This is a genomic window from Streptomyces bauhiniae, assembly GCF_004784475.1.
Classification (GTDB): domain Bacteria; phylum Actinomycetota; class Actinomycetes; order Streptomycetales; family Streptomycetaceae; genus Streptomyces; species Streptomyces seoulensis.
Map to the genome: position 1 here is coordinate 14231 of NZ_SRRT01000013.1, position 14779 is coordinate 29009.

Here is a 14779-nt window from a genome sequence, read left to right on the forward strand (position 1 = left end):
TGTACTCCTTCGTCCTGCTCGACGGTGCGGGGTCCGGTTCCCGGGCGGGCCGAGGCGGCAGAACACCGCCCCGGCCCGGCGGGTCACCGGTGGGGCAGCTCGACGGCGTCGAGGACGACCGGGGCGGGGGCGTCCGGGTCGAACACCGGCGTGCCGCCCATGTGGATCACCGCGCGCTCGCGGCCGAGGAGGGCGTTGCAGCGGTTGAGCAGATGGCGCGCCTCGCGGGCGATCTCCCGCCTGCCGCCGTACGTCTCGATGTCCCAGATCGCGTACTTCAGCGACATGAAGTCGCCCTTCTGGATCGGGATGCGGACCTTCTCGGGGTCGGGCTCGGTGACGGAGGCGGCTCCCGCGCTGCGGTACAGGGCGGCGATCACGTCCTCGTGGTGACCGAGGCCGCCGATGTCGGGGCGGCGGATGCGCACCCGCTCGGCGGCGTGCAGCATGACGCGCTCGTACGCCTCCAGCTCGGCCAGGGTGAGCGGGACGTACTCCACGCGCGGGAAGTCGCGGCGGACGGGCTGGGTCTGGGGGCGGCTGGTGCGGTTCCTGCGGAACATGGGTGACTCCTCGGTCAGCGGGTGCGGCGGTGGAGGCCGGCGGGGAGCAGGGGCTTGTCGACGTCGCGGTGCTCGATCAGGACGGTCCGGTTGGTCAGCTCGGCGATCTCCGCGGCGCGGCGGGCCAGGCCGACCGAGCGGTGCCGGCCTCCGACGCAGCCGAAGGCCACGGTGATGTCGGCGCCGGTGGACTCGTTGAGCCCGACCGCGAGGTAGGCGGCGGCCTGGGCGAGTTCGCGGGCGCCGCGGGTGTTCATGACGTGCTCGTACACGGCGGCGTCGAGGCCGGTGAGGTGCTTGAGCGCGGGGTCGTGGAAGGGGTTGCGCAGCAGGTCGCGCAGGTCGTAGGTGGCTTCGGCGGCCGGGGGCTGGCCGTGGCCGTAGCCGAAGGAGACGACGCGGATCATCGGGTGCCTTTCGAGGGTGGTCGGTTTCGAGCGGGGCCGGGGCGGCGGTGCCATCCGCCGCCCCGGGTCGGAGCGGGTCAGGCCGTGGCGGCCTGGGTCTTCAGCGAGTCGGCCAGTTCGGCGAGGCCGGCGGCGCGGTGGGCGGGGCTCTCGGCACCGGCGGCGCGGAACACGCGCAGCGCGGCCCCGGCGGGGGCGTCCGGCAGGGCGACGGGGCGGGCCCCGTCGAGGACGGCCAGGAGACGCGCGCCGTGCGCCTCGCATCCGTCCGCGCCTGCGTTCGCGGTGTCCAGGACGGTGACCGCGGGGCGGCCGTCGCAGGGGCGGGGGTCGTCGGGGAGGGCTGCGGGACAGCGGGTGTCGGGCACGGCGGGGCCTCTTTCGCGGGTCGAGGTGGACGTGACGGGCGGATCTGCCCGGCTCCCCTTGGCCCCGGCCTGGCCGGCCGGGACCGCGGGCAGCCGTCAGAGCCAGGCGCGTTCCACGTCGGCGTCGAGCTCGCGGGCGGCGGAGAGCAGGGACTCCTCCAGCCGCTTCTGGTTCAGGGCCTCCTGCTCGTCCCCGGTCTCCTGCGCCCGGGTGCCCTCCTCCCGGCTGAGCACGGCGGCGGCCCGCAGCAGCACGGTCAGCGGGTGGATTCCGCCGTGACGGTTCAGCTCCCGGGCGGCGGCGGCCCGGTCCGGGCTGGCCGTCAGCTTCCCGGCGGCCTCGGCGACGGCGTCGGCCGCCTCCCGCCAGGTCGGGCCCGGGTCGGCCGCCTGGGCGAGGGCCTCCAGGGCGAAGACGGCGAACTGGCCCAGGCCGTAGGCGGCGAGGGCGGGCAGCAGGTCGGTGAGGACCAGCCCGGCGCCGTACTGGAGGGCCGCCGCTCCGGCGAGGACGACCAGAGCCGTCCAGCCGAGGGTGTCGGCCCAGTCGGCGCCGGTGCGCAGGACGGTGCCCGCGCGGCCGCGCAGGGCGGTGACGCCCGGCATCGGCTGGTGGCAGACCGAACAGGCGGGGCGGAGCACGGAGTTGTAGGTGTCGCAGTCGGTGCAGCGGCGGGTCGGGACGATGCGGCGCACGATGCCTCCAGGGCAGTCGGGTGTCGAGTGGTGCCGGTCGGGGTGCCACCCCCTTCCAACATGAAAAACAATACTAGCTTTGCGTCGGTTCGGCAAGGGGTGCCGGTCGTGCGGTGCGGGTCTGTGCGGTGCGGGGCGGTGCCCTTACTCGCCGCCGCCCTTGTCCTCGTCGTCGGCGGCCCGGTTGTCGCGGGCGAAGCGGCGGGCTCCGGCGTTGTCGGCGGCCCGGATGGCGCTCTGGCCGGTGCGGAAGCCCTCGCGGCCCATGTCGAAGCCCTTGCCGACGGCGTTGGCGCTGGCACCGACCGCGCTGGCTCCGGCACCGATGGCGTTGGCGGCCGCGGTGGCCGTGCCGGCCACCGCGGTGACGGTGTTGAGGGCGGCGGCCAGCGTCCCGCCGCCACCGCGGCGCGCGGGGGCGGCGGTGCCCTTGCCTCCGCGGGCGGCGGCCTTCTTCGCGGCGAAGGCGGAGGCTGCCGTGCCGCCCTGGCCGGCGGGGGCGGGCCGGGCGGTGCGGTCGCGCTTGCCCTCCAGGACCTTGCCGTCGGGCATGGTCACGCGGAAGGCACCGGGCTGGGTCTTGTCGACGATCAGCCGGACCATCGCCGGGGTGAGCTCCTTGACGGCGAAGAAGCACTTGGCCTTGCGGCCGCCGTCGGCGCCCTTGTGCTTCTGCTCGCAGGAGGCCATGACGGAGGTGCCGGAGACCATCAGGGTCAGCCGGAACGGGGCCGGGGCCTGGTCCCGGCCGGGACAGCGCACCGGCGTGTCGTTGATCTTGAGGGGGCCGCGGATGGACAGGGTCAGGGTGGCGCTCACGGTCGGGGTTCTCCTTACTCGCTGTGGGCGACGGCGGTGGCGGTGGCGGTGACCTTGCCGCCCAGGACGGTGCGGCCGGTGGCGGTCGCGGTGGCCTCGGCGCGGTTGCCTCCGCCTGCGCGGCGGGCGCGGGCGAACAGGCCGCGTACGACGTAGGCGACGACGCTGACGGCGACGGCGAACGCCACCAGGGCCCAGGCCAGGGCCTCCAGCCAGGGGCCGGCCAACGACAGGCCCCACCCGGCCACGGCGGCGCTTCCGGCGGCCGACCACATCAGCAGGGCGGCGGTCTTGGCCCATGCCGGGACCGGCTGGCTGCGGGGTCCGCCGTAGGGCGCCGGCCGGGTCGCGGGCACGTAGGCCCAGCGCTGCTCGCCGCCGGGCAGGACCACGAGCTCGACGCCCGCGCCGGGCGGCGGCGAGGGGGCCGGGGGCGCGGCGCCCTGCGTCACGGCGATCGAGGCGGCCGGGTGGTGCTGGGTGATGGTGTAGACGGGCTGGGCGTCGGTACGGACGGGCTGGTTCATGATCGGGAAGACTCCAGAGCGAAGATCGTTATGTGGGGGTATGGGGGTGGGTCGGACCCTGGGCCGGGCCGCATCACCGCAGGTGGGAGGGGTGGACACCCCTGGGCCGGGCCCCGGCGGCCCTGGGACGCGTCCCAGGGCCGCCGACGGGTGGCCTACGGTCGGGCCAGGCTCTGACCTGCGGCGATGTCCGCCGGGCCAGGGTGTGGCCCAGGGGTCATTTCTGGATCTTCCGGGCGGCTTCGTAGGCTTCCTCGACGTCGCTCTTGAGGTAGCCGCGGACCCGTCCGGAGTCCTCCCGCCAGCGGGTCGGCTCCAGCGTCACGCCGGTGCCCTCCAGCTCCTTGTCCAGGGCGTCGCCCAGGGCCTTGCCGATCCGCCCGGCGTAGGCGGCCGCCTCCTCCTCGGGGCGCGGCGCCCACTGCTGGTCCCAGTCGGCCAGCTCGGTGCGCACGGCCTCCAGCGGCACCCGGTCGGCGCCGGAGGGGAACGCGCCGAGGATGACGTCCAGCACGGTGGCCTCCTCGGCGGTGACCTCCGGCCGGCCCGGCTTGCCCCGGCCTCCGGGACCGCCCCCGGAGGAGGACAGGCCGGTCGCCAGCAGCAGGTAGTCCTCGATCGGGTCCGCGAACTGGCCCGGGGCCCGGCCGCACTGCTCGCGCAGCTCCCGGCCCGCCGTGATGATCGGCTCCGCGCCGTCGTGCTCCTCGTCCTCGATGAAGTAGGAGCGCATCAGCTCGCCCTCGGCGCCGTCGATGTCGACGATGGTCTGCCCCTTGCGCTCGAAGGGAATTTCGTGCGCGCGCAGCCCGTTACCGGTGGCCCCTTCCTTGAGAATGGCGTTGGTCTGCGTCGGTGAACCCGTTTTCGTGGCGATACGGACAGCGGAGTTGGACTTGAATTTGCGGGGGACCGTGTTCTTGTCCGGGTCCTGGGTGACCAGGAAGACCACGATGTTCAGTGCGGCCGCGAAGCCCGCCAGGCGCTCGATCTTCGCAACGATGTCCGCCGAGAGGGGGCCGGAATTCTGGGTGTATTCCTGCCCTTCGTCGATGATGAGGATTTCGAGCGGGAATTGCGCCAGGTCCCTTTCTCCGAGCTTGGCGCGGCCCTCGTCCTCCAGGAATTCCTCCCGGCGGTTGGCCTCCATCAGCAGGGCGTCGAGGAGCAGGTCGAGCCGTCCGGGCCGGCGGCCGAAGAAGGTGGCGCACACCCGGGAGTAGCCGATGTGCTCACCCGGCTTGGCGCCGGCCGCGAGGCGGATGTTCACCCGCGGGTCCAGGCCGAGCCCGCAGATGATCGAGCGCAGCAGCATTCCCTTGCCGGTGCGCGACATGCCGCCCAGCAGGGCCATGACGTGCTTCAGCTTCAGGTAGATCGTCTCGCCGCGACGGTTGAACCCGATCGGGATGCCCCGGCCCCACACGTCCTGTCGCTCCGGCGCCTCGACCAGCGGGGAGACGCGGGTCTCGGCGAACGGGTCGCTGGTGGCGATCCACAGGGTGATGCGGTTGGGGTGGCCGGCCTGCCGCACGTCCAGCCAGGACGGCTCGACGTTGAGGGCCTCCGCCAGGGCCTCGCGCGCGGCGATGACGCGCGGGGCGGTGACGCCGGAGGGCAGCTTGAGGGTGGCCTCGCACGCGTTGATCGTCACGGCGCGGATGGGGCCGATCAGCTCGGCGATCTCCTCCTCGCCGAGCACCTTGATCTTGCGCAGGGCGGCGTTGATGGTCGAGTCCGTCAGCGGCGCGTCCTCGTCGGCGGCGGCCTGGTCGAAGATGACGTAGGGCTCGGAGCGGCGGCGGACCTCGCGCAGTCCGCACGCGTACATCACGCCGACCACCGGCAGCAGCGCCGGGGTGGCCAGGGCCATGCCCCAGACCTCCGCGATGGCCACGACGGCGGCGACGTAGGAGGTGACGCCGGTGGCGGACAGGACGGTGAGGTTCTCCCGGCGGCGGGCCCGGCCCACGGTGCGGCGCTCGGCCCGCAGTTGGGCGACGTCGCTGTGGTCGGCGTGGCCCTTGCGCTTGGCCTCGACGCGGGCCTCGGCGATCATCTCGCCGTACTCGGAGACCAGGAGGTAGCTGGCGGCGCTGGCGAGCTCGCTGCGCAGTCCCATGGCCGAGAGCTTGATCAGGCGGCCGGCGTAGAGGTGGCTGCGGGAGGCGTGGTAGCCGGCGGCGTGGGTGACGACGGCGCGGCGGTGCTGCCAGACCTCGCGGCTGACCAGCGCGGCGGGCAGGTGCAGGCGCAGGCGGCGCCGGGTGGTCTCGTCGATCTGCTCGACCACGGGGAGGTCCTGGCCGTCGACCTCGGCGGAGAGCTTGACGGTGCCGGTGCTGGCGTCGGCGATGCCCGCCGGGCTGCTGTCCTGGACCTGGGCGCGGGCGGCCTTTTCCAGCGCGTCGCGCTGCGCGGGCGGCATCCGGTCCAGCAGGTTGACGACCTGGCTGTTTCTGGTCGGGGTCTCGGTGGGGTGGGTCATGATGGGCGTCAGTCCTTCCTTGTCGGGGGGACGGGGGCCCGGCCGGGTCGCGTCAACTTCTCCGGCCGGGCCCCCACGTCGTGCGGGGCGGGGTGGAACTACTTCTTCTTGCTGTCGTCCTTCTTCTTGGGCTTGCGCCGCAGGGCCTTGGCGGCTCCCTTGGCCGTGCCGGCCAGCGCCGCGGGGACGACGGGCAGGGCCAGGACGGCGAGGAAGACGACCGCCGCGGCGATGGCCGTGTCCCGGCCGTCCCACCCGTAGCGGACGGGCAGGAGCCACAGGGTCGTGATCCCGGCGGGGGCCGCGAGGATCAGCAGCGGCGGCAGGGTGCGCGGGGTCTTGGTCGTTGCGGTCATGCGCTGATCTCCTCGGTCGTCTGGTCGGTCTCCTGCTGGCGGGCCCGCTCGATCTCCTCGGCCATCGCCTCGGCGAAACCGGGTTCCGCCTCCAGCCGGGCGAGCAGCCGCTTGCCGTAGGAGCGGTGGATGCCGACGCGTTCCGCGAGCACGTACGGGGAGAAGAACCCGTTCCCGCTCCGCTTGCGCTTGTCGGTCGCGGCCTCGTACGCGAGTTCCCGGGCGACCTTGAAGGCGGGTGCCACGAACTCGCTCAGGTCGCGTTCCGTCCCGGCACTCTTCGAGCCGTTCCCGGACCGTGCGGAGCCGTTCTCATCGGCCACCTTCGAGTCGTTCCCGGACCGTGCGGAGCCGTTCCGTTCGCCGGGCTCCGCACCGTTCCCCGCCGGGGCACCAGAGGCCGATTCCCCTTGAGGGCACTGAATTTTTGGCCCTTCGGAACGCTTCTCGCCCGTGGCGGAACTGGACTGCGGCGGGAGCACGGGAACCCACTGGCCGCCCACGAAGGGCAGGCCCCGGAACTTCTGGGAACTGAGCCGCGCCTGAGCCTTCTCCTCCTCCTTGATCGCCCGGAACCGGAACTCCTCGGCACGGGCACGGGCCTCGTCGGCACGGGCCTGGGCGAGGTCTGCGGAACGCTCGGCGGTCTCCGCCTCCAGCGCGACGGCCTCGGCGGAACGCTTCAGCGCTCGGCGCCGCAGCCAGCCCGTACGGGTGCGCGCCCGCTCCATCCGTGCCTCGGCCCGGCGCTGGCGGCGCACCCGCGCGGCCGTCGTGCCGGGCGTTCCGCCGTGGTGGGACTCCCATGCCTGGTCCCATGCCGCCTGCACGGTGATCTTGCGGCGGTAGGGCGCGCGGATGCGCCAGGCGGTCAGGGAGACCATCGGGTGGGCGATCCACCGGGCGAGCTGCTCGCGCACCTCGGCGGCGGTACGGCCGCTCTGGGTGTGCTGGAGCAGCCCGACGACCATCTCGAAGGAGATGACGCCGGCGAGCGAGGCGAGAGCGTTGACCTGTCCGGCCGACACGGAAGGCGAGTGGAAGAGGTTGAGGCTGGCGGCCAGCAGCGCCGAGACGGCGGTCATCAGCCGGTAGCGGCCCGCCGGTGCTCCGCGCCGCACTGCCAGGATGGTCAGGGAGGCCGACGTCCAGGTCAGCCCCTCGACCACGCCGGGCACGATCCAGGAGCGCTCGCCCAGGTCGGCGCGCATGGCCTCGGCCTGGGCCGGCCACGCGATCCACACGGACGCGACGATCAGCGCGGCGACGGCGGTGACCGCGACGATGACGGGCAGCGCGTGCAGCAGCGCCTTGCCGCGCGCCTTCCACTTCTGCACGGCGTCCTTGCGGACGCGGGCCTTCTCGGCGCGGGCCTCCCGGCGCTTCTGCTGCCGCAGCTTCTCGCGCTTGCCCTCGACGCTGAGGCTGCGCTCCTCGACGTCGAGGTCGGCCAGGCGCTCGACCTTGTCGGCCTCGACCTCCGACGCCTTGGCCTCGGCGCCGGCCTTGCGCGCGGTGGCGCGGCCGACCTGGCGGCGCTCGCCGCGCGACATCAGGGGGGTGTCCTCGTCGGTTCGGGGTTCGGTCATGGTCATCGGGTGCGGGTCTCCTCGGCGCGGGGGGCGGCGTCGCGGGCGGGGGCGGTCGGGGTGTGCTGGCGGGCGAGGATCTGCGTGCAGCGGCCCTGTTCGTGGGCCTGGTCGCGGCTGGTGAGGCCGTGGGCGCGCAGGGCCTCGGCGGTCAGCGGGAGGGTGCAGCGGTTCCTCATGTGCTCACCGCCCGGCGCATGGCGCTGCGTTCGGCGGCGGCGTTGATCCCGCGGCGGGCCATGAGGACGACGGCGAGCGATCCGGCGACCAGCACCACGGCGGCCGCGACGACGATGACCGCGAGGGCGGCGGCGCCGACGACGATGACGAACAGCGGGATGACCAGGAAGAACAGGCCGGTGTGGAGCTCGTCCACGCGAACGAGGAACAGGCGGATGAAGGCGTTGACCGCCTCGATGGTGCGGGCGTCGATCTTCACGCGGCCCACCCCCGGGCGATCTCCTCGTCCAGGCCGTGGCCGGCGGCGGACTCCTCGGCGTGCTCCAGCTCGTCGACGACGGCGAGCAGCGCCGGGCGGGGGGCGGTGCGGCGGCGGGCGGTGATGGCGTCGGTGTCGCCCAGGTCCAGCAGGAGCATGGCGACGAACTCGACGCGGGCCCCGCGGGTGCGGGGGCCGTCGGCCGGGCGGCCCAGGAAGAAGGCTTCCGGCTGGCCGGTGAGGGTGGACAGCGCGTGCAGCGCGGCCCCGTACGGGGGTCGCTCGGCGGTGGTGGTGTTCACGGTGTGGTCCTTCGGGGTCGGGTTTCGAGTGGGTCGTGCCGGGGGGCGGGGTGCCATCCCCGCGGGTGGTGCTGCGGGAGGACCGGGCACGGCGGGCCTTCCATCTGCACTGCTCAGGGGCGAATTGCATACCCCTTCTTTGCGACACACATTGTGTAGACAATGCGTTGCCCGAGAAAGATCCTGCCCTCTCGCCACACCAGAGTCAAGCGCTTCGTGCACCCGACGCACATTGAGTAGACAATGCGGAGAGCGACGGGTAGAACTAGGGGCATGTCACCTAGTCAGAAGCCGCCTCCGCTCTATGCGCGTATCGCGAATGACCTGCGCAAACGCATCGACGCGGGAGAATTCCCGGACGGCGCCCTCCCCACGGAGATGTCCCTCGCCGAGCAGCACAAGACCACGCGCGTGACCGTGCGCAAGGGTCTGGACGTGCTGGTCCAGGAGGGCCGCATCTACGCGGACCGCCCGCGCGGCCACTTCGTCCGCGAGCGGCGCCCGATGATCTACCGGCCGCAGCAGGAGTTCCGCAAGCGCCCGCTCAGCCCGCAGATGGACTCCTTCCTGACCGAGATGTCGGAGCTGGGCCGCGAGGCGTCCCAGACGATCGAGGTCTCGGTGGTGCCGGCCCCGGACATCGTCCGCGAGCGCCTGAAGCTGGAGGAGGGCGAGCTCAACGTCGTGCGCAGCCGCGTGCGCTTCCTCGACGGCGAGGCGTACCTGACGAACGACAGCTACTACCCCCGCTCGCTGGTCCGCGACAGCGACGAGATCACCAACCCGGCCGACATCGCCCGCGGCGCGAACGTGGTCCTGGCCGAGATGGGCTACCGCCAGCGCCGCACCGTGCGCGAGTACGAGTGGCGGATGCCCAACCCCAAGGAGTCCGCCCGCCTGGGCATCCCGCCCGGGACCCCGGTCGCGGAGGAGATCGTCACCGGCTACACGGCCGCCGGGAAGCCCGTCCGGTGCGTGATCAACTGCCTGCCCGGCGACCGGATCAAGATGGTCCTGGAGGACGAGAGCCCCCGCCTCGGCAGCGAGCTGACCGTCGTCCCGGCCACCGCGGAGGACCTGGAGACCGTTACGGGCCTGTGGAAGCAGGCCGGCGACTGGCTCCGGGAGCGCGACATCGACCAGTGGCAGTACGAACCGCGCGTCGACCGCATCCGCCGCAACATCGAGGCGGGGGAGTGCTTCCTGGTCCTGGACGACGGGGTCGCGGTCGCCACGCTCACCCTGGACACCTTCGCCGACCCCGACTTCTGGTCCCCCGAGGAGAGCGCCGAAGAGGCCCTCTACCTCCACCGGATGGTGGTCCGGCGCGACGCCAGCGGCGAGGAGCTCGGCAGCGCCATGCTCGACTGGGCCAGCACCCGCGCGCAGGCCCGCGGCGCGAGATGGCTGCGGCTGGACGCCTGGCGCACCAACCAGGGGCTGCTCGACTACTACAGCGCGCGCGGCTTCGACCTCGTGCGCACCGTGACGGCGGACGGCCGCCAGTCCGGCGCCCTCTTCCAGCGGCCGGCCGGCGTCACGCTCGACGTCGGTCCGCTCCTCACCGACCCGGCCGACGCCCCAACCGGGGCCGGAGACAAATGACTTCGTGCCCCCGGCGACGCACCCGTTACGGTGCGTGTGGTCGGATAGAGGAACGGGGGGGCCCAAACCTCCCGAAACGCAACAGGCCCCGTCACGGGGCCTGTCGGTCCGCCGCCGGGGGGTCGAGACCCGGCGAGACGGCCGCACCTTGATCACGGGGAGGTGCGCTCGATGAGCGTACGGGTTCAGGCGATACCGCCGCAGCCTTCGAGCAGCGCCACGCCGACGCAGGCCCGACCACGCTCGGCCGCCGCCCGGCGCCCGCTCCGCCCCGTCCCGCCCCGCTGAACGTCTGATGGCCGCCCCGCCGAAGCGGAACGGCCATCACGTCGACTCGCCCAGAGTCAATGCCCCCGAGGGGGCGCAACCCGCACCCATCAGGTGGGGCCTCACCGGCGTGCTACCCACACGCCAGGAGCGCCAGGATAGACGCGGCCGTGCATCCTCAGCACGTCGATCACGCCGCTACCCCGCTATCTGGCCAAAGAGGCTCCCCGAAATTCCTCAAAGGGAATCTCTCGTGCCACTCCAGCACCACCCGCCCATCCGGCCCGTCAACTCCGGCCGCGGAGCGGCCACATGACCGACGACGTCCCCTTCGACGACGAGCACGAGGTCTACAGCTCCGACGCGCCGCCCCTGTTCACCATGGTCCCGGAGTGGATCACCTACTCCGACCTGAAGCCCGCCCAGCGCGACTTCTGGACCGTGCTCGCCAGCTGCGTGAACCACGATCGCCCGGACAACCGGGTCTGGCCCGCCGGCCCCGAGCTGGCCGACGCCATGAAGATCAAGAACCCCGACCAGCTGAAGCCCTACCGCGAGGCGCTCCAGTCCATCGGCGCGGTCGTGATCACTGAGAAGCGCTACGCCAACGGGATGCGCCGCCGGTACGTCTACGACGTCCGGTACCACCCGCCCAAGGACTACACCGGGCCCCGCAACCGCCAGGAGTGGCTGGCCCGCCGCAAGGAACGGCTGGCGGCCGCCGCCGCTGCCGAGTCCGCCGACACGGCAGCGTTCGAGGCCACGAATCCCGACGAAACCGCAGGTCAGACCGGCACCCCTAAAAATAGAGGGACCGTTCCGCACGGCACCTCTAAAAATAGGGGGGCCGGAGCCCCTGAAAATGGCGGCGCCGGTGCCCCCGAAAATGGGGGTGCAAAACCAGACCAACATCAACCAGACCAACATCAACCACAGACAGCGCCTTCAGCGCGTAGCGCTGGTGACGGCCGCAGGCCCACTACCGGTAGTAGCGCGCGCGAGCAGTCGAGCGGCTCCGCCGCGGCCGACGGCGCGAATGCGCCGAAGCGGAAGCCGGGTCGGTCTGGTGGGGAAGTGCTGGTGACGCCGGAGGTGCAGCTGGTCCTGGAGGCGTTCCCCGACGCCCTGCGCGAAGCCCTGCGCAGCACCGCCCGTACGGACCGGCCCAAGACCGTGATCAGTGCGATCGTGCAGCAGCTGGCCCAGGGCGATCTCGCCCAGGCCCGTAAGCTCGGCGCCCGGGTCGCCCGCCGCTGGGTGACCCACGGCTACACCAACCACTTCGCGGCCGGCACCCTGTCCAGCCCCGTCGGCGCGACCGTGGCCATGCTCAAGCCGGGCCCGTGCCCCGATCCCCGGTGCGAGGACGGCGAGTTCGAGGACGGCTCCCCGTGCCGCTCCTGCATCGAGCGGGACAAGGACTACCGGGCGGACCGGGACCGCGAGCGCAAGGCGGCGGCCGCGGAGAAGAAGGCCGAGGCCCGGCGGCGGGCCTGCCCGCACTGCGAGTTCGACCGCGGGACCAACGGCGCGCCGTGCGCGGACTGCACCCGCACGATCGCCTCGACCGAGCGGGAGGCGGTCCAGCTCGTCGAGCGGGTCCTGGCCGAGCAGCAGGCGACGGTCGGCGACGACCAGGCCGCGGCCGCGTTCCGCGCGTACGTGACCGGGGGCGTCGACCAGGCCCGTGCGGCGGCGGCCGCGCAGGGTGCCGACGCCCTGGGCCAGGCTCTCGCCGCGCGGGTCGCGGCCGACGGCTTCGCCCAGGAGTTCAAGCGGCTGCGCGAGCGCGGGGTCGAACAGGTCGCTCTTGCTGCACCTGCCGACCGCCCCGACCCGCAACCCGAGGTCGGCATCCCCGCTCAAGCGATGTGGCAGGGCGACCGCTGCCCCGGCCACGACGGGACCGGCTGCGACTGGGACCGCCCGGCCGTCGGGTACGACGGCCTGTGCACCCGGTGCCGGGCCGTGCGCGTCCAGAGGGAACCCGCTCACATCAGCTGAACCACCGACTCGGCTCCCGGGAGAACGCTCCTCCCGGGGGCCGACGTGTGCCCGGCCTCGGTGGCGCCTACGGCGCGTTGGCCTCGTACCGGGTCCGCGCGAACCTCCAGGTCCCACGAAGCTGAGGCCGAAAGGCGGCTCCGCCGCGGTCAACGGCGCACACGCCGATCAAGTCGCTTCCTCCGCCGGCCAACTGCGACCACCCCCTCGGCCGCACTGAGCGGAGCGGTCGACCCGCCCCGGGCACCTCGCGGCAGCAGCTGCTCACGCTCGACCCCGGCCGCAGCGAGTGGACCGTTCACGCTCCTGCTGCTGAGACGGCGGCGGTACGGCGGCCGGCCCCCACCCGTCCGACCTCCCGAAGATGATCACCGACGCCACCCACCCCCCTCCCGTAGCCAGCTGCTTTTCCCCAAGCCCCACGACCCGCAGTCGGGGGCCGGCCCGTCACGTAAACCGCCCACCGTTGCCGCAGCGTCCCGCCCCTCCGGGCCGGTACCTGGGGGCTCCTCGCCCCCAGACCCCTCGCCAGCGCCCAGGGCGCGCTGGACCGCCCATCGCCGGGGGGCGCCTCCCCCCGGACCCCCCACCAGCGCCTTTCGGCTGCGCTGGACCAGCCACTGCCGCCTGTCCTCAAGTGCTCGGCCACTCCGCTTCGCTCCGCGGCCTGCGCGCTTGACCGCTCGGGCCCAGGGGGCCCTCCCTGGACAGTTGCCCCTGGGATCAGTGGTGCAGTGCCGTCGTGGCCGGGGTGGTGGACCAGGTGGTCGTCCGGCCGGCGGCGCCGTCGTGGCGGGCGCGAGGGGTCGAGGTCGAGGAGGGCCTGGAGGAGCTGCTCGACGTCGTGGTGGTGCGGGCCGGCCCGGGGCCGGGGAGGGAAAGACGGCTGGCAACAAGGGGGGTCGGCGGGGCTACGTGCTTTTCGGTGCGCGGCGAAGCCGCCTTACTGCCCCCGACTCCGGTAGACCGGCAAGCCGTCGTCCGGCCGCAGCCCCGGTGAACGCGCCGAAGGCGCCTCACCGCCCGCAGACGGCAGCGGACGTCTACTACGTAGTTAGAGGCGAAGATCGTTTCCCCTGGTCAGAGCGTTTCCGAGTAGCTCCAAACTGCCACTCGAATTACAGTTTCGGCCTCTGCGGTTGCCTATACGCAACTGGGCACTCAAAGCCGCGTTTCCGGGTGCGCAGGACCCGCTCGCCGCGCCGTGCACCCTGGTCCTTGCCTATAGGCAACCGCACCGGATACGGTGTGCCCCTGCGGTTGCGTATAGGCAATCATCCGAGGTGAGGAGGGGTATGTCAGGGGCCAACCCGGTTCGTCGCGGCAAGGCCGTGAACCACGAAACCGGTGAGCTTGTGCAGATGTCGTTCTTCGAGGACGACACACTTCAGCGAACCCGTGTCCGCTACGACTGGACTCCTCACCCGGGGCGCCACGTCAACGTGCCGAAGGTTCTCCTGGCGAAGCTCTACGCCAGGGACAGCGGCTACACCGCGAAGCACAGGGACCTGTTCTTCTTCTACCTCGCCCATTCGCCGGATGGGGCTGAGCCGCTGAGGCTCACCTACAAGGAGATTGGTGAGATCCTGGGGGGACGTCCGGCTACGATCTCGACGCTCCTGGGTACGTTGCACGCTGGCGGACTTCTCCTCGAAGCGGAGAAGATCGGCCGGATCACCTTCTACAGGGTCAACCCGCGAGCAGCCTTCGACGGCCCCGCGGCGACCCAGGTGGAAGCCGTCAAGGACGCACGGTTTCCGGTGGTACCCGCCCCGGCCTCAGCGGCCCAGAAGAAGAAGGAGGCGTCATGACCTCGCCCACGACCGCAATGCGGCCGCGCGCCCTTCCGTTCTCGGTCGACCTCATGCGCAAGCTCCTCGTCGAGACAGCCGAGCTGCCAGGCGCCGACTTCCGGGTGCTGACGTACTACCTCACGGCCGCGCCGCTGGGGGACACGGTCAGGGAGACCGCGAAGGTCGTTGCTGAAACCGTGAAGATCAGCCGCGGGAGCACATCCAAGAGCATCAGCCGCCTGGTCGCCGACGGCTGGCTGACGCTGGCCTTCCGAGTCGGCACGGTTCCGTTCTACCGGGCCAGCAACAAGGTCCTGGAGCTGGCGGCCGAGGACGACCGGCCGGAGGAGCCGCTGGCGACGGTTCGGCACCTCCCCCTTCGAGGCGCCGCCGACGAGTAGCCGCCCGCCTGCCAACCTTGGAGCCCGTTCCCACCGAGTGGGGGCGGGCTTCCGGCGTGTTGGCTCCAGCCAACAGCTGAGGGTCGAGGCGTGCGGGCGTGTTGGCTGGAGCCAACGCACCGCCGGCCGCCGCGCTCCCGGTTCGCCCAGAAGCC

Annotated in this window: 16 protein-coding genes; 4 read left to right on the forward strand and 12 right to left on the reverse strand. The window is 72.6% G+C overall.

Annotation, left to right across the window (positions count from 1 at the left end):
• Positions 1 to 83 precede the first annotated feature (83 nt).
• The 12 genes from E5083_RS30225 to E5083_RS30275 all read right to left on the reverse strand — a co-directional run bounded on the left by E5083_RS30225 (position 84) and on the right by E5083_RS30275 (position 8554).
• The gene (locus E5083_RS30225; RefSeq protein WP_135788862.1) at positions 84 to 563 is read right to left on the reverse strand and encodes a hypothetical protein; all 480 of its coding nucleotides are present in this window, start codon (positions 561 to 563) and stop codon (positions 84 to 86) included.
• 14 nt (positions 564 to 577) lie between these two features.
• On the reverse strand, positions 578 to 970 hold the full coding sequence (locus E5083_RS30230; protein WP_135788863.1) for a RapZ C-terminal domain-containing protein: 393 nt from the start codon (positions 968 to 970) through the stop codon (positions 578 to 580).
• Positions 971 to 1047: 77 nt separating this feature from the next.
• Positions 1048 to 1338 (reverse strand): hypothetical protein, encoded by a 291-nt coding sequence (locus E5083_RS30235; protein WP_208754225.1) that lies wholly within the window; start codon positions 1336 to 1338, stop codon positions 1048 to 1050.
• A gap of 96 nt (positions 1339 to 1434) precedes the next feature.
• On the reverse strand, positions 1435 to 2034 hold the full coding sequence (locus E5083_RS30240; RefSeq protein ID WP_135788864.1) for a hypothetical protein: 600 nt from the start codon (positions 2032 to 2034) through the stop codon (positions 1435 to 1437).
• Between the two features lie 144 nt (positions 2035 to 2178).
• Positions 2179 to 2853 carry a hypothetical protein gene (locus E5083_RS30245; RefSeq protein WP_135788865.1) on the reverse strand — a complete coding sequence of 225 codons (675 nt, stop codon included), beginning with the start codon at positions 2851 to 2853 and terminating at the stop codon, positions 2179 to 2181.
• Positions 2854 to 2867: 14 nt separating this feature from the next.
• The gene (locus tag E5083_RS30250) at positions 2868 to 3380 is read right to left on the reverse strand and encodes a hypothetical protein (RefSeq protein WP_135788866.1); all 513 of its coding nucleotides are present in this window, start codon (positions 3378 to 3380) and stop codon (positions 2868 to 2870) included.
• Positions 3381 to 3597: 217 nt separating this feature from the next.
• Entirely contained in the window at positions 3598 to 5868 is a 2271-nt protein-coding gene (locus tag E5083_RS30255; protein WP_135788867.1) for a hypothetical protein, read from the reverse strand.
• A gap of 98 nt (positions 5869 to 5966) precedes the next feature.
• Positions 5967 to 6224 (reverse strand): hypothetical protein, encoded by a 258-nt coding sequence (locus tag E5083_RS30260; RefSeq protein WP_135788868.1) that lies wholly within the window; start codon positions 6222 to 6224, stop codon positions 5967 to 5969.
• Complete coding sequence (locus tag E5083_RS30265; RefSeq protein ID WP_167513676.1) at positions 6221 to 7813, reverse strand: DUF2637 domain-containing protein; 1593 nt, start codon at positions 7811 to 7813, stop codon at positions 6221 to 6223. Before E5083_RS30265 ends, E5083_RS30260 begins: the two co-directional genes overlap by 4 nt.
• A 2-nt stretch (positions 7814 to 7815) precedes the next feature.
• Positions 7816 to 7992 (reverse strand): hypothetical protein, encoded by a 177-nt coding sequence (locus tag E5083_RS31410; RefSeq protein WP_167513677.1) that lies wholly within the window; start codon positions 7990 to 7992, stop codon positions 7816 to 7818.
• Positions 7989 to 8252: a hypothetical protein gene (locus E5083_RS30270; RefSeq protein ID WP_244317706.1), complete on the reverse strand. Its 264-nt coding sequence runs from the start codon at positions 8250 to 8252 to the stop codon at positions 7989 to 7991. Before E5083_RS30270 ends, E5083_RS31410 begins: the two co-directional genes overlap by 4 nt.
• Positions 8249 to 8554, reverse strand: coding sequence for a hypothetical protein (locus E5083_RS30275; RefSeq protein WP_135788871.1), 306 nt, complete (start codon positions 8552 to 8554; stop codon positions 8249 to 8251). The genes E5083_RS30270 and E5083_RS30275 overlap by 4 nt, the downstream gene beginning before the upstream one ends.
• 273 nt (positions 8555 to 8827) lie before the next feature.
• Between E5083_RS30275 and E5083_RS30280 the strand changes: the two genes are divergently transcribed.
• The 4 genes from E5083_RS30280 to E5083_RS30295 all read left to right on the forward strand — a co-directional run bounded on the left by E5083_RS30280 (position 8828) and on the right by E5083_RS30295 (position 14624).
• Positions 8828 to 10159 (forward strand): GNAT family N-acetyltransferase, encoded by a 1332-nt coding sequence (locus E5083_RS30280; RefSeq protein WP_135788872.1) that lies wholly within the window; start codon positions 8828 to 8830, stop codon positions 10157 to 10159.
• 579 nt (positions 10160 to 10738) lie between these two features.
• Positions 10739 to 12430 (forward strand): hypothetical protein, encoded by a 1692-nt coding sequence (locus tag E5083_RS30285; protein WP_135788873.1) that lies wholly within the window; start codon positions 10739 to 10741, stop codon positions 12428 to 12430.
• 1295 nt (positions 12431 to 13725) lie between these two features.
• The gene (locus E5083_RS30290; RefSeq protein WP_135788874.1) at positions 13726 to 14241 is read left to right on the forward strand and encodes a helix-turn-helix domain-containing protein; all 516 of its coding nucleotides are present in this window, start codon (positions 13726 to 13728) and stop codon (positions 14239 to 14241) included.
• The gene (locus E5083_RS30295; RefSeq protein ID WP_135788875.1) at positions 14238 to 14624 is read left to right on the forward strand and encodes a MarR family transcriptional regulator; all 387 of its coding nucleotides are present in this window, start codon (positions 14238 to 14240) and stop codon (positions 14622 to 14624) included. The genes E5083_RS30290 and E5083_RS30295 overlap by 4 nt, the downstream gene beginning before the upstream one ends.
• Positions 14625 to 14779 lie beyond the last annotated feature (155 nt).

What these genes read in the sequence shown, in the direction of transcription:
- E5083_RS30255 (WP_135788867.1), bottom strand. Translation starts at nt 5,868, where the DNA reads ATGACCCACCCCACCGAGACCCCGACCAGAAACAGCCAGGTCGTCAAC.
- E5083_RS30250 (WP_135788866.1), bottom strand. Translation starts at nt 3,380, where the DNA reads ATGAACCAGCCCGTCCGTACCGACGCCCAGCCCGTCTACACCATCACC.
- E5083_RS30280 (WP_135788872.1), top strand. Translation starts at nt 8,828, where the DNA reads ATGTCACCTAGTCAGAAGCCGCCTCCGCTCTATGCGCGTATCGCGAAT.
- E5083_RS30285 (WP_135788873.1), top strand. Translation starts at nt 10,739, where the DNA reads ATGACCGACGACGTCCCCTTCGACGACGAGCACGAGGTCTACAGCTCC.
- E5083_RS30225 (WP_135788862.1), bottom strand. Translation starts at nt 563, where the DNA reads ATGTTCCGCAGGAACCGCACCAGCCGCCCCCAGACCCAGCCCGTCCGC.
- E5083_RS30290 (WP_135788874.1), top strand. Translation starts at nt 13,726, where the DNA reads ATGTCAGGGGCCAACCCGGTTCGTCGCGGCAAGGCCGTGAACCACGAA.
- E5083_RS30230 (WP_135788863.1), bottom strand. Translation starts at nt 970, where the DNA reads ATGATCCGCGTCGTCTCCTTCGGCTACGGCCACGGCCAGCCCCCGGCC.
- E5083_RS30265 (WP_167513676.1), bottom strand. Translation starts at nt 7,813, where the DNA reads ATGACCGAACCCCGAACCGACGAGGACACCCCCCTGATGTCGCGCGGC.
- E5083_RS30295 (WP_135788875.1), top strand. Translation starts at nt 14,238, where the DNA reads ATGACCTCGCCCACGACCGCAATGCGGCCGCGCGCCCTTCCGTTCTCG.
- E5083_RS31410 (WP_167513677.1), bottom strand. Translation starts at nt 7,992, where the DNA reads ATGAGGAACCGCTGCACCCTCCCGCTGACCGCCGAGGCCCTGCGCGCC.
- E5083_RS30260 (WP_135788868.1), bottom strand. Translation starts at nt 6,224, where the DNA reads ATGACCGCAACGACCAAGACCCCGCGCACCCTGCCGCCGCTGCTGATC.